This is a genomic window from Achromobacter ruhlandii (genome assembly GCF_902859695.1).
GTDB lineage: Bacteria > Pseudomonadota > Gammaproteobacteria > Burkholderiales > Burkholderiaceae_B > Achromobacter > Achromobacter ruhlandii.
This window is the reverse complement of the sequence record NZ_CADIJL010000003.1, coordinates 209,231-230,679: the sequence shown is the minus strand read 5'-3', so window position 1 is coordinate 230,679 and position 21,449 is coordinate 209,231. Positions and strand designations below refer to the sequence as shown.

Below are 21,449 nucleotides of genomic sequence, written 5' to 3'. Positions count from 1 at the left end.
AAAACAGGATCCAGCGTCGACAAACCACCAATTTCCCCCTGGGACACGCCCCCGAGGCGCGGGTGGCATGGATCTTGCATTGGGAACGGCAGCAGCACCTCTCCCATGCAAGATCCATTCCACTTTTCCAGGAGTGCCCCGATGCGCCCGACCCGCCGTTCCTTCATGCTCCGCGCCACTGCCGCCGCCCTGTTCGCGGCCGGCCTGGCCGCGCAACCCGCGCTGGCCGCCGACCCCATCAAGATCGGCCTGATCACCGCCCTGTCGGGGGAATCGGCGCGTGCCGGCGAAGCCTTGACGCGCGGCATGACCATCGCCATCGACGAAATCAATGCCAAGGGCGGCCTGCTGGGCGGGCGCCAGGTGGTGCTGGTGCGGCGCGACGACGAAGGCAACCCCGCCAAGGGCATGGCCGCGGCACGCGAACTGATCTACAAGGAAAAGGTCGCCGTGCTGTTCGGCGGCCTGGACACGCCGGTGTCGATGGCCATCGTGCCCATCGTCAACCAGGAGAAGGTGCCGTTCATGGGCCCCTGGGCCGCCGGCACCGCGATCACGCACAACAAGGGCAACCCAAACTTCGTGTTCCGCGTCTCGGCGATGGACGAGATCGTCGACAGCGCCATGGTGCAGTACGCCCGCAAGACGTTCCAGAGCGCCAAGCCGGGCATGATCCTGGTGAATAACCCCTGGGGCGAATCGAATGAAAAGGGGCTGGACGCCGCGCTCGCCGCCGCCAAGATCACGCCGGCCGGCGTCGAGAAATTCCAGCCCGCCGACCTCGACGTCACGCCGCAACTGAGCCGCCTGAAAGCGGCCGGCGCCGACACGCTGTTCCTGGTGGGCAACGTCGGGCCCTCGGCCCAGGTGGTGAAGTCGCTGGACCGCATGGGCTGGAAGGTGCCGGTGGTGTCGCACTGGGGCCCGGCCGGCGGCCGCTTCACCGAACTGGCCGGCCCCAACGCCAAGAATGTGCACTTCGTGCAGACCTACAGCTTCTTCGGCAAGCAGGGGCCGGTGGGCGAGAAAGTGATGCAGGCGCTCAAGGCCAAGTATTCCGACATCAAGGGTCCGCAGGACATCACCCCGGCCGTGGGCGTGGCCAATGCCTATGACGGCATGCAACTGGCGGCGCTGGCGATCGCGCAGGCCGGTTCCACCGACGGCGACGCCGTGCGCCAGGGCTTCTACAAGATCGGCAAGTATGAAGGCCTGATCAAGACCTACGAGCAGCCCTTCACGCCGGCCTCGCATGACGCCCTGCGCGAAGACGACTACGTGTGGACGCACTTCGTCGACAACCGCATCCTGCCCGTCAAGGGCGCGCAGTAAGCGCGAGGGGAGAGACGCATGCTGTGGATGTCCGCCATCGTCAGCGGCCTGGGGCTGGGTAGCATGTATGGGCTGATGGCCCTGGGCTTCTACCTGACCTACGCCGTGTCCGGCACGGTCAATTTCGCCCAGGGCAGCTCCATGATGCTGGGCGCGGTGCTGACCTATACCTTCGCGCAGACGCTGGGCTGGCCGCTGCTGGCCGCCTTGCCGCCGGCGCTGGCCTTGTGCGCGCTGTATGGCCTGGTGGTCGAGCGGCTGGCGGTGCGGCCATTCGCCAGCCGCGGCTCGAACGCCTGGCTGATGTCGACGGTGGCCTTGGGCATCGTGCTGGACAACCTGGTGATGTTCACCTTCGGCAAGGAGCCCCGCAGCCTGCCGTCTCCGCTGGCGCAAGCGCCGCTGGAAATCGGCGGCCTGGGGCTGGGCGTGTATCCGCTGCAACTGCTGATCCCGCTGGTCGGACTGGCATTGGCTGCCGCCCTGCACGCCTTGTCGCGACGCACGCGCTGGGGCGTGGCACTGTTGGCCGTGGTACAGAATCCCAACGCCGCGCGGCTGATGGGCATCCCGGTGCGGCGCGCCATCATGGCCGCCTTTGCCGTCTCGACGCTGTTCGCGGGCGTGGCCGGCGCGCTGGTCGCGCCGCTGTTCAACGTGCAGGCCGACATGGGCACCCTGTTCGGACTGAAGGCCTTCGTGGTCGCCATCCTGGGCGGCATCACCAGCGCCTGGGGCGTCATGCTCGCCGGCCTGCTGTTCGGCGTGACCGAAGGGCTGATCACCGTCGCGCTGGGCTCCGGCTACACCCAGATCATCAGCTTCGCGCTGGTCATCGCCATCCTGGCCATGCGGCCCAACGGATTGTTCGGCCGCGCGGCCGTGAGGAAAGTCTGATGGCCCGGCAATCTGCATTCTCTTGGCCGGCGCTGGCCGCCTACGCCCTGCTGGCGGTCGTCAGCCTGACCCTGGCGGCCAGCGTCAACGGCTATTACGTTTTCGTGATCGGCAACGTGGCCTTGCTGGCGCTTGCCGGCATCGGCCTGAACGTGCTGCTGGGGCTGACCGGCCAGATGTCGTTCGGCCATGCCGCGTTCTACGCCATCGGGGCGTACACGGTGGCTATCCTCACCGGCCAGGCGGGCTGGAATTTCTGGCTGGCATGGCCCGTTGCCGCGGCGGTGGCAGGGGTGTTCGGGCTGCTGCTGGCGCTCCCGGCGCTGCGAGTCCAAGGGCCCTACCTGGCGATGATCACGATCGCCTTCGGCTTCATCGTGGAACACACCCTGGTCGAGGGCGGCGATCTCACCGGCGGCCAGAACGGGCTGATGGGCATTGCGCAGCCCGCGCTCGGCGCGCTGGGCGGAGACCGCGAGGTGGCAATGCTCGCGATCGTGACGGTGTTCGCCGCGCTGGCCGGTTATGCGCTGCTGGCGCGCGGCAGTTGGGGCGCGGCCATGCGCGCGGTCAAGGACAGTGAAACGGCCAGTGAATCCATCGGCATCAACCCGCTGGTGGTGAAGGCCGTGGCCTTCATGGTGTCGGCGGCCGTGGTCGGCCTGGCGGGAGGCCTGTATGCGCCCCAGGCCGGCATGATCACGCCGCACAACTTCAACTTCATGCAGTCGATCCTGTTCGTGCTGGCCGTCACCATCGGCGGCGCCGGTTCGCTGGCGGGGCCCTTGCTGGGCGCGGTGGTGGTCGGACTGCTGCCCGAACTGCTGTCGAGCCTGGAGGAATATCGCCTGTTGTTCTTCGGCGCCTTCCTGCTCGTGGTGCTGTGGGCGGCGCCCGAAGGCGCGGCGGGACTGCTGGCCCGCTGGCGGCGACGCGGCCTGACACCGCGTCTGGCCCCACGCCAGGGCGGCCTGGCCGCCAATGGCCGGGCCCGCCGCGCCCTGCGCGCCGACACGCTGACCATGACGTTCGGCGGGGTGCGCGCGGTGCAGGGCGTATCGTTTCACGTCGCGCCCGCCGCCATCACTGCGTTGATCGGCCCCAACGGCGCGGGCAAGTCCACCGTCATCAACATGCTCAGCGGCTATTACCAGCCCACCAGCGGCAACGTCGCGCTGGGCGCCGCGCCACTGGCCGGCCTGCCGGCCCACCGCGTGGCGCGCGAGGGCATCGCGCGCACCTATCAGACCTCGCAGTTGTTCGACACTTTGAGTGTCGAGGACAACGTCGCACTGGGCCTGTTGCGCGGCCGGCTGGGCGGCCTGCTGGCCGCACGCCGTTATCTGTCGTCCGATGCGCGCGAGCGGGCCCGCGCCCTGCTGGCCTTTTGCGGATACGAAGGCGACCTGGACACGCCAGCCGCCGATCTTGCGCACGTGGATCGCAGGCTGGTGGAGATTGCCCGCGCGCTGGCCACCGACGCCGACGTCCTGTTGATGGACGAGCCCGCGGCGGGCCTGTCCCGCGAGGACAAGACACGACTGGCCGCCCTGCTGCGGCGCATTGCCGAGGCCGGCGCCGGCGTACTGCTGGTCGAGCACGACATGGCATTGGTGATGGGCGTCTCGGATCACGTTGTCGCCATCGACGCGGGGCGCGAGTTGGCGCAGGGATCCACCGGCGAGATCCAGCAGTCCGAAGCCGTGCGGCAAGCCTACCTGGGCGACGATGCGGCGCGCCAGGCGCCCACGGCGCGTGCGCGTCCGGCGACTGGCGGCGTCGCGCCGGAAGTGCTGGGCGTAGGCAGCCTGACCACCGGCTACGGCGCCAACCCGGTGCTGCATGGCATCGACCTGCAGGTCCGCGAGGGCGAAATGGTGGCGCTGCTTGGCGCCAATGGCGCCGGCAAGTCGACGCTGATGCGCACCCTGGCCGGGCTGCACCGGCCCGTCCAGGGCGGCATGCACCTGCAAGGGCAGGAATTGCAGGGGCTGAGCGCGGACCGCATCGTGGCGCGAGGGCTGGTCCTGGTGCCCGAGGGGCGGCAGGTGTTCCCGGACCTGAGCGTGCTCGACAACATCCGGCTGGGCGCCTTCCTGCATCCGGCCGATCGGGAAGCCCGCGTAGAGGAGATGCTGACGCGCTTTCCACGCCTGCGCGAGCGGCTGCACCAGCGCGCCGGCCTGCTGTCCGGCGGCGAACAGCAGATGCTGGCAATCGCGCGCGGGCTGATGTCCAAGCCGGTGATCCTGTTGCTGGACGAGCCGTCGCTCGGCCTGGCGCCGAAGATCATCGACGAATTGTTCGAAGCGCTGGACAGGCTGCGGGCCGAATCGATGACGATTCTGCTGGTGGACCAGATGGCCGCGCTGGCGCTGTCGCTGGCCGACCGCGCCTACGTACTGGAGTCCGGCCGCGTGGCGGCGCACGGCACGGCGCGGGAAATCGCCGCCGATGGAGCGCTGGCGCGCGCCTACCTCGGCGCGTGAGAATGCACCGGAGCCTGGCGCGGCGCAGGCGCGCCAGGCTCCGCGCCAGAACGCTCAGGCGGCCTCGCCGCCCAGCCGCGCGCCCTCGCGCACGATGCCGCAGCGCTTGTAGGCGCGCATCACCACGCCCACTTCACTGGCCAGCACGCCATCGAGTTCGCCAAGCCTGCGCGTGACCACGTCCCACAAGTTCAGGCTGTCGCGGCACAGCACATGCCAGAACAGTTGCGAAGCGCCGCTGGTGCCGAACAGGCAGCGCGTATTCGGATCCAGCGCCAGGTGCGCGGCCAGGGCATCGACCGCCTGCGGCCGCACCTGCACCGAGATCACCGCCTCCACCGGAAAGCCCACCAGGGCAGGCTCGACTTCCACGCGGAAACTCAGCGCGCGCCGCTCCACCAGGTGTTGCAACAGGCGATGGACGGTGGGCTCGCTGACATCGGCATGCGCAGCCAACTCGGCCAGGCTCGCGCGGCCATCGCGCATCAGATGGGCGACGATACGCTGTTCCGGCTCGGTCAGCGCGGCTGGCGTTTGCGCCGTCGCCGGTTCCGGTCCATCGGGCGGGCCGTCGCCGGCCTGGATGCGCCACTGACCGGCGCGGCGGAAAGGCCGCAGCACCAACCGCGCCTCCACGTGCTCCACCCCCTCGATCGACGGCAACACCCGCGTCACCACGTCGGGCATGTCGGCTGCGTCCGCCAGCGTCAGTTCCGCCATCAAATCGGCCGTGCCGGCCAGGGTCACCACCAACTGAGTGATGCCGAGCTGCGCCAGGGCTTCCGCCGCCTCGGCCACGCGGCCCGAGCGGCAGCGCACCCAGGCGTGCAGCACCACGCCACGGCCTGTGGCCAGCGGGTCGGCCTCCGCAATGACGCGCAGGGCGTCGGCATCCATCAGCCGCTTGATCCGGCGCGCCACCGTGCGCTCGGCGATGCCGGTGGCCGCGCCCAGCTCGCGCCAGGACGCTCGCGGGTCGGCCTGCAAGGCGATCAGGCAGGCCAGATCGGTGTCATCGAGCGCCGGCATTAGGGACTTACCCTTACTTGACGTGACCATATTCATTAATCTAACGTTCGCGCATTGATAAAAACACAAAATTTAACGGTCTATTTGACCAAAAAATAAAACCGAGGACGTTATGAGTACCCCTTCCGCGACCCTGCGAGCCACGCAGGGGGCAAACGCCGCGCCCGTGTCGCGCGCCCGCACGATTCTGGCCGGTAGTGTAGGCAATGCGGTGGAATGGTTCGACTGGACCATCTATGCGTCATTCGCCATCTTCTTCTCCAAGCAGTTCTTCCCCGAAGGCAATGAAACCGCCGCGCTGCTGGCGACCTTCGGCATTTTCGCCGTCGGCTTCTTCATGCGCCCGGTCGGCGGCTGGGTGCTCGGCATCTTCTCCGACCGCTACGGCCGCAAGGCCGCGCTGGGCCTGACCATCCTGATGATGGCCGGCGGTTCGCTGATCATCGCCGTCACCCCGACCTATGCCACCATCGGCCTGGCCGCCCCGCTGCTGCTGACCGCCGCGCGCCTGCTGCAAGGCCTGTCGCTGGGCGGAGAGTATGCCTCGGCCACGACCTTCCTGGCGGAAATGGCGCCGCCCAACAAGCGCGGTTTTTACTCCAGCTTCGTCTTTTTCAGCGCCGCCGTGGGCATCCTGGCGGCGTCGGCGGTGGGCTGGCTGCTGACTTCGACCCTGACCAAGACCGAGATGGCCGACTGGGGCTGGCGCATTCCGTTCTTCCTGGGCGCGCTCGGTGGCCTGGCGGGCATGTGGATCCGCCGCGCGGTCCCCGAAACCGAGGCGTTCTCGCACGCCAAGAAGGCCGGCGTCGAAAAACAGCCGCTGCGCACCCTGCTGCGCGAGCACCCGCGTGAGGTGCTGCGCATCGTCGGCTTCTCGATTCTGACGACGTTCGCCTTCTATATCTTCGTGGCGTACGTGCCGACCTACGCCATCCGCCAGGTCAAGGCCGATCCGCAGGTGGCGTTCGCCGCCAACACCGTCGCGCTGATCGTCTTCATGCTGGTGCAGCCCGTGTTCGGCATGCTGTCGGACCGCATCGGCCGCAAGCCGCAGCTGATCTTCTTCGCCGCCGGCTACCTGGTGTTCTTCTACCCGCTCATGACCACGCTGGGCCCGTCGTTCGGCTCGATCCTGGCCGTGGAGCTGTTCGGCCTGGTGCTGTACGCCATGTACACGTCGATCGCGCCGGCCATCATGTCCGAGCAGTTCCCCACCAGCGTGCGCGCCGTCGGTATCGGCACACCGTACAACCTGGTCGTGGCGCTGCTGGGCGGCACCACGCCCTACCTGCTGACCTGGCTGCAAAGCAAGGGCATGGAGCGCTGGTTCTTCTATTACGTGCTGGCCGGCGCCGTCATCACGCTGATCACCTTCATCCGCATGCCCGAGACCCGGGGCCAATCGCTCAAGTAAGACCGGCTGAAACAAGACCGCCCCCGGCGCTGACGCCCCGTCTCAACGCTTTCCGGCTCCTCCTGGGCCGGAAAGCTTTTCCTTTTTTCGTGAGAGCCATGCCAGAACAAGACACCGCCCTGCACTTCCGAGAAGCCCGCGAACTCGCCCGCGCCATCCGTGCGGGCGAATTGAGTTCGCGCCAGATCACCACCCATTTCCTGGATCGCATTGCCCGCGCGGCCGACCTGGCCGCGTACAGCGAGGTGACGGCTGAACGCGCATTGGCCCAGGCCGAAGCCGCCGATCGCCTGCTGGCGGCCGGCATTTCGATGGGGCCCCTGCATGGCGTGCCGGTGGCGGTGAAAGACAGTGTGCAATGGGCCGGCACCACCGCCAGCGGCGGCTCGCAGACCCGCCGCGGCGTGGTCAGCGATGAAACCGCCACCGCCGTGCGCGGCCTGGCGGCGCAGGGCATGGTGATCCTGGGCAAGACCCGCATGACCGAATTCGCGTTCGGCCTGTCGGGCCAGAACCCGACCCAGGGCACCGCCCGCAACCCCTGGGACGCGGGCACCCCGCGCGCACCCGGCGGCTCGTCCAGCGGCGCCGGTGTCGCGGTGGCCGCGGGCCTGGCCCCGCTGGCGCTGGGCGGCGATACCGGCGGCTCCGTGCGCGCGCCCGCCGCGCTCAATGGCGTGGTCGGCTACAAGCCGTCCTCCGGCCTCATCAGCCGCGCCGGCTGCCTGCCGCTGTCCGAGACACTGGATGTGCTGGGCCCCATCGCCCGCAGCGTGGCCGATGCACGCCTGTTGACGCAGGTGCTGGCCGGTCCGGATATCGACGATGTCGCCACGCTGGACGTCTCCGCCGCCAGCATCGCCGCGCTGCGACGCCCGGCCCCGCGCCGCGGCGGCGCCATCGCGGTGCTGGCGCCTCAGGCCTGGCCCGCGGCATTGGCCGACGAGGGCCTGCGGATCTGGCACGAGGCGCAGGAACGACTGGACCAGGCCGGCGTCACGCCCGCGACCTGGCATCCGCCGGCGTCGCTGTCGTTCGCGCGCATGGCGGACGACAACTCGCTGGTGCTGGCCTACGAGGCCTACCGCCATTTCGGCCACCTGGCCGAGGACCCGGCGCAGCCGCTGTGGGAAGTCGTGCGCGCGCGCATCGCCGCCGGCGGCCGCATCGCGCCGGCCGACTACGCTGCCGCGCTGCAACGGCGGCAGGCCGACATGGCCACGTTCGCCGCCGCCATGCAGGGGATCGACGCCTTGCTGATGCCGGCCTGCGACCAGGCCGCACAGGCCTTGGACGCTGCCGACGTGCGCCATGCGGGCCTGGGCAGGCTGTTGCGTCCCGCCAACTTCCTGGGCGCGGCGGCCATCGCGCTGCCGGCCGGGTTCGACGCCGACGGCATGCCGATGGCGGTGCAATTGCTGGCGCCCGCCGGCGCCGATGCCGCGCTATTGGACTGCGCCGCGGCGCTGGAACGCATCCTGGCGCCAGTCATGCGCACACCCGACCTCTCGGCCTGGAACCTCTGACCCGGCCGAGGCCGTCCAAAAGAAAACGCCCCTGCATGCAGGGGCGTCTTGCCAGGCGGGGAGGATCAGGCCGACTTCTTCAGGGCCTGGACCTTGTCCGTGGCTTCCCACGAGAACTCCGGCTCGGAACGGCCGAAGTGGCCATACGCGGCGGTCTTGGTGTAGATCGGGCGCAGCAGGTCCAGCATGTTGACGATGCCCTTCGGACGCAGGTCGAAGTGCTCGCGCACCAGCTTGGCGATCTGGTCGTCGGGAATGACGCCGGTGCCTTCGGTGTAGACGGTGATGTTGATCGGCTCGGCCACGCCAATGGCGTAGCTGACCTGCACCTGGCACTGGCGCGCCAGGCCGGCGGCCACGATGTTCTTGGCCACGTAGCGGGCGGCGTAGGCGGCCGAACGATCGACCTTGGACGGATCCTTGCCCGAGAACGCGCCGCCACCATGCGGGCAAGCGCCGCCGTAGGTGTCGACGATGATCTTGCGGCCGGTCAGGCCGCAATCGCCCTGCGGACCGCCGATGACGAAGCGGCCGGTCGGGTTGACCAGGAACTTGGTCTTGGGCGTGATCAGGCCTTCGGGGAAGCTGGGCTTGATGATGTCTTCGATGACCGCTTCGCGGATCGTCTCTTGCGTGACGTCCGGCGCGTGCTGGGTCGACAGCACCACCGTGTCGACTTCCGCTGGGCGGCCGTCGATATAGCGGAAGGTGACTTGCGACTTGGCGTCGGGGCGCAGCCACGGCAGACGACCGTCCTTGCGCAGTTCGCTCTGGCGCTGCACCAGGCGGTGCGCGTACCAGATCGGAGCCGGCATCAGGTCGGGCGTTTCGTCGCAGGCATAGCCGAACATCAGGCCCTGGTCGCCCGCGCCCTGGTTCAGGTAGTCTTCCGAGCTGCGATCCACGCCCTGGGCGATGTCGGGCGACTGCTTGTCGTAGGCGACCAGCACCGCGCAACCCTTGTAGTCGATGCCATACTCGGTGTTGTCGTAGCCGATGCGGCGGATCGTGTCGCGCGCGACCTGGATGTAATCGACGTTGGCGGTGGTGGTGATTTCACCGGCCAGCACGACCAGACCCGTGTTGCACAGGGTTTCCGCCGCCACGCGGGCGTTGGGGTCCTGGGTGAAGATGGCGTCCAGAATCGCGTCGGAAACCTGGTCGGCTACCTTGTCGGGGTGCCCTTCGGAAACGGATTCGGAAGTGAAGAGAAAGTCGTTATTGGCCACAGATGCGTCCTTTCGTGTCCGGTACACGGAGCATAGGTTCACGAGGCGCGTTGCACCCCGGACGGCATGGCATGCACTGATCTGGGCGCGACGCTTTAGCGGATTTGGCAAGCGACGCATGACGCGCCTGGACCTTGCCGTCGCCCCGCAAGTTGTCGGTTAACTCGGCGACCTGCCGATTTTAAGCGAAAATGCGGGTCTTATGCTTGTGCCGGGGGTGGGGTCTTTCCCCCGAGTACCGGTATTACCATGCCCGATATCACTCATTTGCCGCATGCTGCTCGCCCTGTTCCGCCTGTTCGCCGCCCTGCCCCTGCCCGTCGCGCACGCGCTGGGGCGCCTGCTCGGCCGCATTGCCTACGCCTTCCCGGGCAAGTACCGGCGCCGCCTGCGGGCCAACGCCACGCAGGCCGGCTACCCGGACGCGGCCTTCGCGCGCCGGGCGGCCGGCGAAGCCGGCGCCATGATCCTGGAAATGCCGCGAGTCTGGTTTCGCAATGAACAAAGCCTGGCCCAGGTCATCTCGGACGACAACGCGGTGGTGGAAGCCGCCCGCGCCGAAAACCGCGGCATCCTGTTCCTGACCCCGCACCTGGGCTGTTTCGAGATCACCGCGCGCTACCTGGCCCGCCTGATGCCCATGACCGTGATGTTCCGCCCGCCGCGCAAGGACATCCTGGCGCCGCTGCTGGAAACCGCGCGCAACAGTTCGGCCGTCAATGCCGTGCCCGCCACCATGCAAGGGGTGCGGGAATTCGTGCGCGCCCTGCGCCGCGGCGAATCGGTCGGCATGCTGCCGGACCAGGCGCCGGGCGTCGGCGACGGCGTCTGGGCGCCATTTTTCGGACGCATGGCCTACACCATGACCTTGCCCGGCAAGCTGGCCACCCAGACCGGCGTGCCGATCATCCTGACCGCCGGGGAACGCCTGCCGGGCGGCCGTGGCTGGCGCATCCACTACGTACGGGTGCCCGAGCCGCTGCCGGCGGACCCGCAGGCCCAGGCCGCGCTGCTCAACGCTGCCATGGAAACGCTGATCCGCCGCTGCCCGCAGCAGTATCTCTGGAGCTACAACCGCTACAAGACCCCGCGCGGCGCCCCGCCCGCGCCCGCCGAGGACACGGCCACCGCCTCCCGCTGACGCCGCCGCCCCGCCGCCGCCCTGGTCCCAAGCCCCACAATCCGCCCATGAACGAATCCAAAACGCGCACGCTGGTCAACCTGCTGAAATGGTTCGGCCGCATGCGGCCGTCCACGCGCCTGCGCATCGGCGCCGCGCTCGGCTGGCTGGCCATGCGCCTGGCCAAGTCGCGCACCCGCATCGTGCGCCGCAATCTCGAGCTGTGCTTTCCGGACCAGCCCGAGGAAGTGCGCGAACGCTGGGTGCGCGAACACTTCCGGGCGCTGGCCCAATCCATCGTCGACCGTGGCGTGCTGTGGTACGGCACGCCCGAAGCCATCAAGGACATGGTCACGCAGAGCGGCGCCGAACGCATCAACGACCTGACCGCCCAGGGCCGCTCGGTGATCCTGCTGGCGCCGCACTTCATCGGCCTGGACGCGGCCGCGACCCGGCTCACCATGGAAGTGCCAAGCGCGGCCACCATGTACACGCCGCAAAGCGATCCGCACATCGACGCGGTGGTGGCCGCCGGGCGCGCCCGCTTCAACGAGGTGTTCCTGGTCAGCCGCAAGGATGGCGTGCGCGAACTGATCCGCCACCTGCGCGCGCCGCGGCCGGTGTACTACCTGCCCGACATGGACTTCGGCCGCCAGGGCGCGGTGTTCGCGCCTTTCTTCGGCGTGCAGGCGGCGACACTGCTGGCCACCGCCCAGCTGGCCAAGAAATGGGACGCGGCGGTATTGCCAATCCTGGACTTCTGGAACCCCGAAACCGGCCGTTATCACGCGGAAGTCCTGCCGCCGCTGGAGAACTTCCCCGGCGACGACTCGCTGGAAGAGGCCACCGCGCGCCTGAACCGCGAACTGGAAGCCTGGGTGCGCCGCTGTCCCAGCCAGTACTACTGGGTGCACCGCCGCTTCAAGACGCGCCCGCCGGGCGAACCCAAGATCTACTGACCCGCATCCGAGTTCCCCCGGGGGCCGCGCGAAAGCGGTTTCCCCGGCCAGAATGGGCGATAATCCCCCCATGAACTGGAACTTCACCAAAATGCACGGCGCGGGCAACGATTTCGTCGTCCTCGACGGGGTCCGCCAGGCCATCGAGATGACGCCCGAGCGCGCCCGCGCCCTGGGCGACCGTCACTTCGGCATCGGCGCAGACCAGATCCTGCTGGTCGAACGCGCCACCCGGCCCGACGCCGACTTCCGCTATCGCATCTTCAACGCCGATGGCAGCGAAGTCGAACACTGCGGCAACGGCGCGCGCTGCTTCGTGCGTTTCGTGCACGAACAGGGCCTGTCCGACCGCAACCCCCTGCGCGCCGAGATCGCCACCGGCATCCTGGTGCTGGACGAAGGCGACGACGAGCAGGTCACCGTCGACATGGGCAGCACCCGTTTCGACCCGGCCGCGTTGCCGTTCGACACGGCTGGCCTGGCCTCGCGCACCGAAGGCCAGGACACACTCTGGCAGCTGGAGCTCGATGTGCCCGCCGGCCTGCCGCGCGGCGTGGCCCTGTCGGCCGTGGCCATCTCCAACCCGCACGCCGTGCAGGTGGTGGACAACGTTGACACCGCGCCCGTCGCCATCGTCGGCCCGCTGATCGAAAACCACCCGCGCTTCGCCCGCCGCGTCAACGCCGGCTTCATGCAGATCGTCGATCGCCACAACATCCGCCTGCGCGTGCACGAACGCGGCGCCGGCGAAACGCTGGCCTGCGGCACCGGCGCCTGCGCCGCCGTCGCCGCCGGCATCCGCCGCGGCCTGCTCGATTCCCCGGTGCGCGTGCAGACGCGCGGCGGCGTGCTGACCATCGCCTGGAATGGCGACCAGCTGCGCATGACCGGCCCCGCCGAATCCGTCTTCACGGGCCAGGTCGATATCGACAAGCTCGTCTTCTCCATGGCGCTGAACCGATAACCCCATGACCGATACCGCTTTCACCGCCCAGGACATCGCCACTTTCCTGCAGGAACACCCCGGCTTCTTCGACCAGCACGCCGACGTTTTCGCCACGCTGCAGGTGCCGCATCCGCACGGCTCGCGCGCCATCTCGCTGGGCGAACGCCAGATCCTCACACTGCGCGAACGCAATCGCGAACTCGAGTGGCGCCTGAACGAACTGGTGCGCAACGCCACCGCCAACGAAACCATCGGCGGCCACATTTCAAAGTGGTGCTGCCGCCTGTTGTCCGAACCGGACCCGCAGCGTGTGCCCGGCGAGATCGCCCTGGGCCTGGCCGAACAATTCGACCTGAACCACGTGGCGTTGCGCCTGTGGAACCTGCCCGAACTGCCCGAGACCGGCTACGGCGAACCCGTCAGCCAGGACGTGCGCACTTTCACCGACAGCCTGAAGACGCCCTATTGCGGCACCGACACGGCCTTCGAGGCGGTCGCCTGGCTGGACGCCAAGCCCAAGTCGCTGGCGCTGGTGCCGCTGCGCCTGGAGGCCGACGGCGCCAGCGTCGGATTGCTGGTGCTGGGTTCGGACGACGCCGAACGCTTTACGCCCGAGATGGGCACCGCGTTCCTCGAATCCATCGGCCAGCTGGCCTCGGCCGCGCTGCACCGGTTGAACCCGGCCGCGCCCAAGGCGTAAGCGCACCATGAGTACGGGAGCCCCGGAACACGCCATGCAGGATCCGGCGCCGGACGCTCCCCTGCCCGATCCGATGGCCGCCTGGCTGCGCCATCTGGAAAGCAACCGCCGTTATTCTCCCCACACGCTGGACGGCTACCGGCGCGAACTGCGATTCCTGCATGCGCTGGCCGAACGCGCCAGACTGCCGCTCGACCAGCTCGGCAACGGCCACATCCGGCAATTCGTCGCACGACTGCACGCCCAGGGCCGCGGCCCGCGCAGCCTGGCCCGCACGCTGGCGGCCTGGCGCGGCTTCTACCAATGGTGGGCGCCCACCATCGAGCTGGCCGGCAATCCGGTGGCCGGCGTGCGCGCGCCCAAGGCGCCGCGCGGCCTGCCCAAGGCCTTGTCGGTGGAGCAGACCCAGGCCCTGCTCGACCGCGCGCCGGCAAAAGTCGCGACCGCGCCGGCCGCGCTGCGCGACCAGGCCATGTTCGAGTTGCTGTATTCCAGCGGCCTGCGCCTGTCGGAACTGGTCGGGCTGGATCTGCGCTACACACGCTCGGCCGACCACGAATCGCGCGGCTGGCTGAACCTGGACGAAGCCGAGGTCATCGTGCTGGGCAAGGGCGGCAAACGCCGGTCGGTTCCGGTCGGCCAGGCCGCTCTGGCGGCGCTGCGGCGCTGGATCGAGGCGCGCCCGCAACTGGCGCCGCCGGCGGCGTCGGCGGACGACGCCGCCGCGCTGTTCCTGGGCGCGCGCGGTCGGCGCATCTCGCCGCGCGTCGTGCAACTGCAGCTGGCGCACATCGCGCAAGCCGCCGGCCTGCCAACCCACGTGCATCCGCACGTGCTGCGCCACAGCTTCGCCAGCCACGTGCTGCAATCGGCCCAGGACCTGCGCGCCGTGCAGGAAATGCTGGGCCACGCCAACATCTCCACCACCCAGATCTATACCCGGCTCGACTTCCAGCACCTGGCGCGCGCCTACGACCAGGCGCATCCTCGCGCCGGCCGCAAGTCCTGAGACCGGCGCGCGTTCAACCACCCCCTGCCAGCATGCCGCCCAGCAGCAGCACGCCCAACGCCAGCACCGCCAGCGCGGCCAACGCTTCCACCGCGTAGCGCAGCCGCGCCGCCGCCGCGCTCGACAGGCGCGCGCCCAGCGCATCCGCCGCGCCCCCGGCCGCGACCGCCAGGCAGGCCAGCGCCGCCACGGTCAGGCCCGTGCCCAGGCCCATCGCCAGCGCCGAAGCCACGCCCGCCAGGAAAAATCCCTGCGACAGCGCGAATACCAGCACGATCAGCGCGCCACTGCACGGGCGCAGGCCCACGGCAAGAATGGCGGACCCGGCGCGGCGCCAGTTCAACAGCCCCGCCATCTGCTCCGCCGGCGGCACGTGGGCATGGCCGCAGCCACAGGCGTCGTCATGATGCGGGTGATCATGGCGGTGGTGCCCATGGACGTGTGCGGGTTCGTGGAGCGCCGGCTGAGCGCGTGGCGCGGCGGCCTGCACCGTGATCGCGCGCAGCGCCGCGGCGCCCTTCAATCCCGGCCCGCCGGCGACCGCCGGCGTCGCGGGCCGGGCCGGCGCAGCCGCGACACGCGCGGCGGACGACCGTCGCCGCCACAGCGGCCTGATCGCCTTGACCCACACCAGCCACGCCCCCAACAGCGTTACCAGCGCATACGACGCCAGCTCCAGCCAGCGTGTCGCCTGGTTCATGGAAGCCGCCGTGGCGTTGAACACCAGCGCCAGCACCGCCACCATCGAAATCGCCACCAAGGCCTGCACCAATGACGACAGCAACGCCAGCAGCGCGCCATTGCGGGCGGTCTGTCGATTGGCCAGCACATACGACGAAATCACCGCCTTGCCATGGCCCGGCCCCAGGGCATGGAACACGCCATAGGCGAACGACAGGCCGATCAGCAGCCAGCCGCCGCCATCGGCCTGCCAGGCGCGCACCGCCGCCGTGAGTTGGCGGTAGAAATGGGTCTGCCATGCCGACACCTGGCCGAAAAAGCCCGCCAGCCAGCCGGGACCGCCCAGGCCCGCGCCGCCGCTCTCGGGCACGCCGAAGGGATGCGCGCCCTGCGCCGCTGCCTCCCCTGCCCAGGCCAGCGCGACGAACAGGGCCAGCAGCCACGCGAGCGTGACGGTTGGCGGACGGCCGCGCGCTACGGGCATTGCACCTCGATACGATGCGTCAGGCCCTTGGTGATGGCGAAAAGCTCCTCGGGCAACGCCTCCGGATCGGCCGGGATCGCGGCCAACTGCTGCATGGTGTTCCAATCCAGTTCCTTGGGCTTGCGGTAAGCCTGCTTGCAGGCCGCCGCGCCAGGCCCTTCCAGCGCGACCGCCCCCTTTTCATCGAAGGCGTAGGCAACGAAGTACGTCGGATCGTAGATATCGACCTGCGCCCCCGCGGCGTCCGGCGCGACGGGTTCGGCCAGCGGCAACGTGAACGCCAGCGCCAACCGCCCGGTCTTCGGATTCCAGGTCACGCGCGCATCGCGCGGCGCGGCGAACGCCGCACTCTTGCCCGCCACGGTGACACGCGTGAAATAGTGCGACACCGGCTCGCCCAGCGCCTTCATCCAATCCTGCGCCATGCCCTTCAGGGTGTCGTCGGGCAGCGTGCCCCCCTTGCCCTTCTTGAGTCCCTGCGTGGCATAGGCGCCGAACATCTCATCGAACTGCCAGACCTGCCGCACCGCGGTGACCCGATGCTGTTCGTCCAGGTCGATCACCGCGCGGGCGTCGATCCACATATGGGGATGCGCGCTGGCGGCGGTGGCCGCCAGCGCGCCCGCCATGGCGCTCAGGGCTGCAAGGCCGCGGCGAGCTGACGTACGTTCCATTCAAACATTTCCAGATAGGTGGCGCCGGGCTGTCCGGGCTTGGACAGCGCATCGGAATACAGCGTACCACCCACCCTGGCGCCGGTTTCGCGCGCGATCTGCTGCACCAGGCGCGGGCTGGTGATGTTCTCGACAAACACCGCCGGCACCTTGTCGCGCTTGACCTGCTCGATGATGCGCGCGACGTCGCCAGCGGACGGCTCGGCCGCGGTCGAGATGCCCATCGCGGCGATGAAGTCCACGCCGTAGGCATCGCCGAAATAGCCAAAGGCATCGTGCGACGTGACCACCTTGCGGCGCTCGGCCGGAATCGCGGCGAAGGTCTTGCGCGCGGCGGCGTCGGCGGCCTGCAGCCGGGCGACATAGGCGTCGGCGCGCTTGCGGTAGGCATCGGCATGAGCCGGGTCGGCCGCGGCCAGGCCCTCGGCGACATTGCGCGCATAGATCACGCCGTTGGCCAGGTTCTGCCACGCGTGCGGATCGGCGTCGCCATGATGATGGTGACCGTCATCCGCGCCATGGGCATGGCCATGATCGTGGTCGTGGTGGTCGGCGCCATGGTCATGCTCCTTGTCGCCATGGCCGGCGAACTTGCGCGGCGTCACGCCCTGGGATGCCACCACGGTGGCCCCGTTGAAACCGGACGCCTTGACCAGTCGCGGCAACCAGGCCTCGAAGTCCAGGCCGTTGACGAACAGCACCTTGGCTGCCGCCAGCTTCTTGGCATCGCCTGGAGTGGGTTCGTATTCATGGGCGTCGCCGTCCGGCCCGACCAGGATGTCAAGCCGGACGTCATCGCCGCCGACCTCGCGCACGATGTCGCCGAGGATCGAGAAACTGGCCACGACCGGCAACGGTTCGGCGGCATGCGCCGCGCCAAAGGTCGCGGACAGCCACAAGCCGGCCGCCGCGAGCAAGGCGCGGCGGCGCGAAAGCGCCGGCAGAATGGAACGCATAGCGAATCTCCTTGAGGTTCAGGCCCGGCGCGATCGGCGCGGCGCCCGCAGCAGCCCGCCATGCGGGCCGCCAACGATGGAAAACAGATAACAGACACCCGCCGCCAGAATGATGGCGGGCGAGGCCGGCACGTTGAAGTGGTAGGACACCAGCAGGCCGACGATCGAGGCGGTCACGCCGATACCGGCGGCCAGGGGGATCTGGCCGGCCGCGGAGCGCATCCAGAATCGGGCGGCCGCGGCCGGCAGCATCATGATGCCGACCACCATCAGCGTGCCCAGCACCTGGAACCCGGCCACCAGGTTCACCACCACCAGCACCAGGAAGCTCATGTGCACCCAGCCGCCCCGGCCGCCGCTGGCGCGCAGGAAACCAGGGTCCAGGCACTCGGCCACCAGCAGGCGGTAGAGCCCGGCCAGCGCCAGCAGCGTGACGCTGGCGGTCGTCGTCACCAGCAACAGCGCATCGTCATCGAGCCCCAGCACCGTGCCGAACAGCACGTGCAGCAGGTCCATGTTGGAGCCGCGCAGCGACACCAGAAGAACCCCCAGGCCCAGCGAGATCAGGTAGAACGCGGCAAAACTGGCGTCTTCGCGCAACGGCGTGAGCCGAGCCACCAACCCTGCCAGCAGGGCCACGGCCAGCCCGGTGACGATACCGCCCAGCATCATGGCGCCGAGCGACAGGCCGGACAGCAGGAAGCCCGCCGCCACGCCCGGCAGGATGGCGTGCGACATGGCATCGCCCATCAGGCTCATGCGCCGCAGCACCAGGAATACGCCCAGCGGCGCCGCGCCCAGGGAAAGGGCGCTGGCGCCGGCCAGCGCGCGCCGCATGAAACCGTAGTCGAGAAAGGGCGCCACGGCCCATTGCAGCGCCGTCATGCGAAGGCCCTCGTATGCCATTGGCGCGCCGTTCTCAGGTGCGTCTCGCTCAGCGCCATCCCGGTCTCGCCCCAGGCCACCACCGAACCGGACAGAAGCAGGCATTGCGGAAAGCGATCGCGCACCAGGTCCAGGTCATGCAACACGGCGATGACCGAGCGTCCCTGCCCATGCAGGTCGCAAAGCAGGGCCATCAATTCGTCGGCGGTATGGCTATCGACGGCGGTGAACGGTTCGTCCAGCATCAGCACGGGCGCATCCTGAACCAACATGCGGGCAAAAAGCGTGCGCTGCATCTGGCCACCGGACAGCGTGTCGATGCCGCGGCCGGCCATGTCCGCCAGGCCCACGGTCTCCAGCGCGTGCATGCAGCGGTCGATTTCCTCGCGACCGTAGCGGCGCCAGCTGCCGACCCGGCGCCAGGCGCCCAGCGCCACCAGGTCCAGGACCTTGGCGGGAAAGGCGCGGTCGAGTTCGGCGGCCTGCGGCAGCCAGGCCAATTCGGACCGCCCCGCGCCACCGATGGTGACGCTGCCGGCCATGGGCCGCAGCACTCCCATGATTCCCTTGATCAGCGTCGACTTGCCGGCGCCGTTGGGGCCCACCACGGCTGTCATCGCGCCGGGCTCGAAACGGCCCGAGATGCCGCGCAGGGCCGTATGCCCGTGCCAGCCGAAGGACGCATTGCACAGTTCGATGGCGACCGGCGCGGCCTTCATCGCGGCCACCAGTCCAGCGCCCAGCCGGTCAACGCCCACAGGGCAGCGGCTGCGGCCACCGCATAGGCCATGCGGCGCCAAGCGGAAGCGAGGAAGGCGGAACGGAAGGAAGTGCACGGGTCCGGGGCATTGCCGCGGTGCGGGGGTAGAAGCGAAGAGCGGGACATGGAAACGGCAAGCAGCAAAAACTGGAAAATGGCGCCGGCTGATTGAGCATATTATGTTATATCATAACCAATAAACTGGGATCGGTTGGTTTTGCCCGTAGCCAGTTGTTTTCTGCTACCTTCCTGACATCTCGCGCGTCGCGCGCGTCCCTATTCAGATGAAGCCCGCCATGCCTGCTCCACCCCGTTCCCCCCGCAGTGACACCGTAGGTGCCCAACTCAGCGTCGCTGAAGCGCTGTGCGAACAGCGCGGCCGGCGCCTGACGCCCATCCGCCGCAAGGTGCTCGAGCTGCTGCTACGCCACGGCCGCAGTCTCAAGGCCTACGAGTTGCTCGACGCCATGCGCGAAGTGCACCCTGGCGCCGCGCCTCCCACGGTCTACCGCGCCCTCGACTTCCTGATGGACGAAGGCCTGATCCACCGCCTGGATGCCGTCAACGCCTGGAGCGCCTGCCACGACGTCGGCGGCGCGCCGCACGACCTGCTGGTGGTCTGTACCGCGTGCGGCGCGGTCGCCGAGATATCCGATCCCGCCATGAGTCGTCAACTGGCCGAACGCGTGGCCCAGACCGGCTATGTGCTGGCCACCCACGAGACCGAGATCCGGGCCCTCTGCCCGCAGTGCCAGAAGAAGCAGCCCGCGGACGCCGGGCATCATCACCACCATCACTGACGGGGCCTGTCCCTGCCCGCTGCCGGACCCGCCACAGGCGATCAGGCAGCGGGGGCCGACGCCTCGCTCGTCGCGCGCTTTCCATCCGGCCCTTGAAATCCGGAAAATTGCCCCAAAATAGTGATATCGCCCGATACTTGACGGCGTACAGCCGCGATCTGGGCGGCTACGGCCCCCGGGTTGGCCCGGGGTTTGCCCCCCGCCCCCGACTGTGCTGTAATCCTGCGTCCGGCCGCGATAGGCGGCCCTCGCAGCCTGTGGCAGTAACATCGGTCGAGCGATGTCTGGCAGGCACTCGGCACCCACTGCCGGCCGCCAGACCCAGCGCTTGACCGCCGTGTTTAACCGCCTTTACTTCACGCAAGCAGCTTCGCCATGAACACCCCGCGCAGTTTGGACAAAATGGTTCCCGTCACCATCCTCACCGGCTTTCTCGGTGCGGGCAAGACCACCCTGCTCAAACGCATCCTGACCGAATTCCACGGCCGTCGCGTCGCCGTCATCGAAAACGAATTCGGACCGGAAAGCATCGACAACGACCTGCTGGTCCAGGACAGCGATGAAGAAATCATCGAGCTGTCCAACGGCTGCGTCTGCTGCACGGTGCGCGGCGACCTGATGCGCACCCTGTCCGACCTGCGCGCCAAGCGCGAGGCCGGCGCCCTGAATTTCGAACGCGTCATCCTGGAAACCACCGGCATGGCCAACCCCGGCCCGGTGTGCCAGACGTTCTTCATGGACGACGACATCGCCGAGTACTACCGCCTGGACGCGGTGGTCACGGTGGTCGACGCCAAGCACGGCATGGCGACGCTGGACGAACAACCCGAAGCGCAGAAGCAGGTCGGCTTCGCGGACCGCATCCTGATCTCCAAGAAGGACCTGGTCAACGACGTCGACTACGAAGCGCTGCGCAACCGCCTGCTGCGGATGAACCCGCGCGCGCCCATCACGCCGGTCAACTTCGGCGACGCCGACCTGAAGTCGATCATCGATATCAGCGGCTTCAACCTGAATTCCATTCTGGACATCGACCCGGACTTCCTGGCCGATGAGCATCCCGATGCCGCCCACAGCCATGCCCACGGGCACGGCCACGATCATGATCACGGCCACGACCACCACGGTCACGACCATGACCACGATCACGACGGCGAATGCGGGGCGCACTGCAATCACGCGCATCATCACCACCCCAAGCACGACGACGAGATCGGCGCCTTCGTGTTCCGCTCCAACAAGCCGTTCGATCCTGCCCGCCTCGAGGAATTCCTGGGCGGCGTGGTGCAGGTCTATGGCCCGGACCTGTTGCGTTACAAGGGCATCCTGTACATGAAGGGCATCAACCGCCGCATGTTGTTCCAGGGTGTGCACATGATGATGGGCGCCGAACCCGGCAAACCGTGGACCGCGGCCGAAAAGCCGTCCACCAAGATGGTCTTCATCGGCCGCAAGCTGCCCCAGGAGATTTTCACCCGGGGCTTGGAGCAGTGCCTGGCGGGGTAATCCCCTTTTTGGATACGTGACGCGGTGCGACGAAGGCAGTACTGTGAGGG

The 21,449-nt window shown here is 68.7% G+C and carries 19 protein-coding genes; 12 read left to right on the top strand and 7 right to left on the bottom strand.

The features are described from left to right. Window positions 1-141 precede the first annotated feature (141 nt). Genes HV742_RS05470 through HV742_RS05460 form a run of 3 tightly spaced genes read left to right on the top strand, consistent with a single transcriptional unit; the run spans window position 142 to window position 4,718 of the window. The gene (locus tag HV742_RS05470) at window positions 142-1,332 is read left to right on the top strand and encodes an ABC transporter substrate-binding protein (protein ID WP_047993169.1); all 1,191 of its coding nucleotides are present in this window, start codon (window positions 142-144) and stop codon (window positions 1,330-1,332) included. Window positions 1,333-1,350: 18 nt separating this feature from the next. Further along, entirely contained in the window at window positions 1,351-2,229 is an 879-nt protein-coding gene (locus HV742_RS05465; RefSeq protein WP_175144644.1) for a branched-chain amino acid ABC transporter permease, read from the top strand. Further along, window positions 2,229-4,718 carry a branched-chain amino acid ABC transporter ATP-binding protein/permease gene (locus HV742_RS05460; RefSeq protein WP_175144643.1) on the top strand — a complete coding sequence of 830 codons (2,490 nt, stop codon included), beginning with the start codon at window positions 2,229-2,231 and terminating at the stop codon, window positions 4,716-4,718. The genes HV742_RS05465 and HV742_RS05460 overlap by 1 nt, the downstream gene beginning before the upstream one ends. A gap of 54 nt (window positions 4,719-4,772) precedes the next feature. Here the strand turns inward: HV742_RS05460 and HV742_RS05455 are convergent, their stop codons facing one another. After that, complete coding sequence (locus tag HV742_RS05455) at window positions 4,773-5,747, bottom strand: Lrp/AsnC family transcriptional regulator (RefSeq protein WP_254600975.1); 975 nt, start codon at window positions 5,745-5,747, stop codon at window positions 4,773-4,775. A gap of 112 nt (window positions 5,748-5,859) precedes the next feature. Between HV742_RS05455 and HV742_RS05450 the strand changes: the two genes are divergently transcribed. Continuing rightward, on the top strand, window positions 5,860-7,164 hold the full coding sequence (locus HV742_RS05450; protein WP_175144641.1) for an MFS transporter: 1,305 nt from the start codon (window positions 5,860-5,862) through the stop codon (window positions 7,162-7,164). Between the two features lie 98 nt (window positions 7,165-7,262). Continuing rightward, a complete protein-coding gene (locus HV742_RS05445) occupies window positions 7,263-8,690 on the top strand; it encodes an amidase (RefSeq protein ID WP_175144640.1) in 1,428 nt (475 codons plus the stop codon). A gap of 65 nt (window positions 8,691-8,755) precedes the next feature. Here HV742_RS05445 and metK read toward each other — a convergent pair whose 3' ends face one another. Then, entirely contained in the window at window positions 8,756-9,919 is a 1,164-nt protein-coding gene (gene metK, locus HV742_RS05440; protein ID WP_049077057.1) for a methionine adenosyltransferase, read from the bottom strand. Window positions 9,920-10,193: 274 nt separating this feature from the next. On the opposite strand from metK, the gene HV742_RS05435 reads away from it, so the two are divergent. The 5 genes from HV742_RS05435 to xerC are packed head-to-tail and all read left to right on the top strand — an operon-like array spanning window position 10,194 to window position 14,653. Beyond that, window positions 10,194-11,060 (top strand): lysophospholipid acyltransferase family protein, encoded by an 867-nt coding sequence (locus HV742_RS05435; protein WP_059272825.1) that lies wholly within the window; start codon window positions 10,194-10,196, stop codon window positions 11,058-11,060. Window positions 11,061-11,107: 47 nt separating this feature from the next. After that, window positions 11,108-11,998 carry a lysophospholipid acyltransferase family protein gene (locus tag HV742_RS05430; protein ID WP_049077062.1) on the top strand — a complete coding sequence of 297 codons (891 nt, stop codon included), beginning with the start codon at window positions 11,108-11,110 and terminating at the stop codon, window positions 11,996-11,998. Between the two features lie 52 nt (window positions 11,999-12,050). Continuing rightward, window positions 12,051-12,962 (top strand): diaminopimelate epimerase, encoded by a 912-nt coding sequence (gene dapF / locus HV742_RS05425; protein ID WP_054418502.1) that lies wholly within the window; start codon window positions 12,051-12,053, stop codon window positions 12,960-12,962. Between the two features lie 4 nt (window positions 12,963-12,966). Further along, on the top strand, window positions 12,967-13,644 hold the full coding sequence (locus HV742_RS05420) for a DUF484 family protein (protein WP_049077067.1): 678 nt from the start codon (window positions 12,967-12,969) through the stop codon (window positions 13,642-13,644). A gap of 7 nt (window positions 13,645-13,651) precedes the next feature. Then, complete coding sequence (gene xerC, locus HV742_RS05415) at window positions 13,652-14,653, top strand: tyrosine recombinase XerC (protein WP_437340583.1); 1,002 nt, start codon at window positions 13,652-13,654, stop codon at window positions 14,651-14,653. Window positions 14,654-14,666: 13 nt separating this feature from the next. Here the strand turns inward: xerC and HV742_RS05410 are convergent, their stop codons facing one another. The 5 genes from HV742_RS05410 to HV742_RS05390 are packed head-to-tail and all read right to left on the bottom strand — an operon-like array spanning window position 14,667 to window position 19,052. Next, window positions 14,667-15,818 (bottom strand): nickel/cobalt transporter, encoded by a 1,152-nt coding sequence (locus HV742_RS05410; RefSeq protein WP_175144639.1) that lies wholly within the window; start codon window positions 15,816-15,818, stop codon window positions 14,667-14,669. Beyond that, complete coding sequence (locus HV742_RS05405) at window positions 15,809-16,492, bottom strand: DUF1007 family protein (protein ID WP_049077073.1); 684 nt, start codon at window positions 16,490-16,492, stop codon at window positions 15,809-15,811. Before HV742_RS05405 ends, HV742_RS05410 begins: the two co-directional genes overlap by 10 nt. Next, entirely contained in the window at window positions 16,453-17,448 is a 996-nt protein-coding gene (locus HV742_RS05400) for a metal ABC transporter substrate-binding protein (protein ID WP_175144638.1), read from the bottom strand. Before HV742_RS05400 ends, HV742_RS05405 begins: the two co-directional genes overlap by 40 nt. Window positions 17,449-17,466: 18 nt before the next feature. After that, entirely contained in the window at window positions 17,467-18,333 is an 867-nt protein-coding gene (locus HV742_RS05395) for a metal ABC transporter permease (RefSeq protein WP_175144637.1), read from the bottom strand. Further along, the gene (locus tag HV742_RS05390; RefSeq protein ID WP_059272831.1) at window positions 18,330-19,052 is read right to left on the bottom strand and encodes a metal ABC transporter ATP-binding protein; all 723 of its coding nucleotides are present in this window, start codon (window positions 19,050-19,052) and stop codon (window positions 18,330-18,332) included. Before HV742_RS05390 ends, HV742_RS05395 begins: the two co-directional genes overlap by 4 nt. A gap of 337 nt (window positions 19,053-19,389) precedes the next feature. On the opposite strand from HV742_RS05390, the gene HV742_RS05385 reads away from it, so the two are divergent. Both HV742_RS05385 and HV742_RS05380 read left to right on the top strand, forming a co-directional pair. Beyond that, a complete protein-coding gene (locus HV742_RS05385; RefSeq protein WP_063581460.1) occupies window positions 19,390-19,893 on the top strand; it encodes a Fur family transcriptional regulator in 504 nt (167 codons plus the stop codon). Between the two features lie 375 nt (window positions 19,894-20,268). Further along, complete coding sequence (locus tag HV742_RS05380; protein WP_049077083.1) at window positions 20,269-21,399, top strand: CobW family GTP-binding protein; 1,131 nt, start codon at window positions 20,269-20,271, stop codon at window positions 21,397-21,399. The last annotated feature ends 50 nt before the right edge of the window (window positions 21,400-21,449 follow it).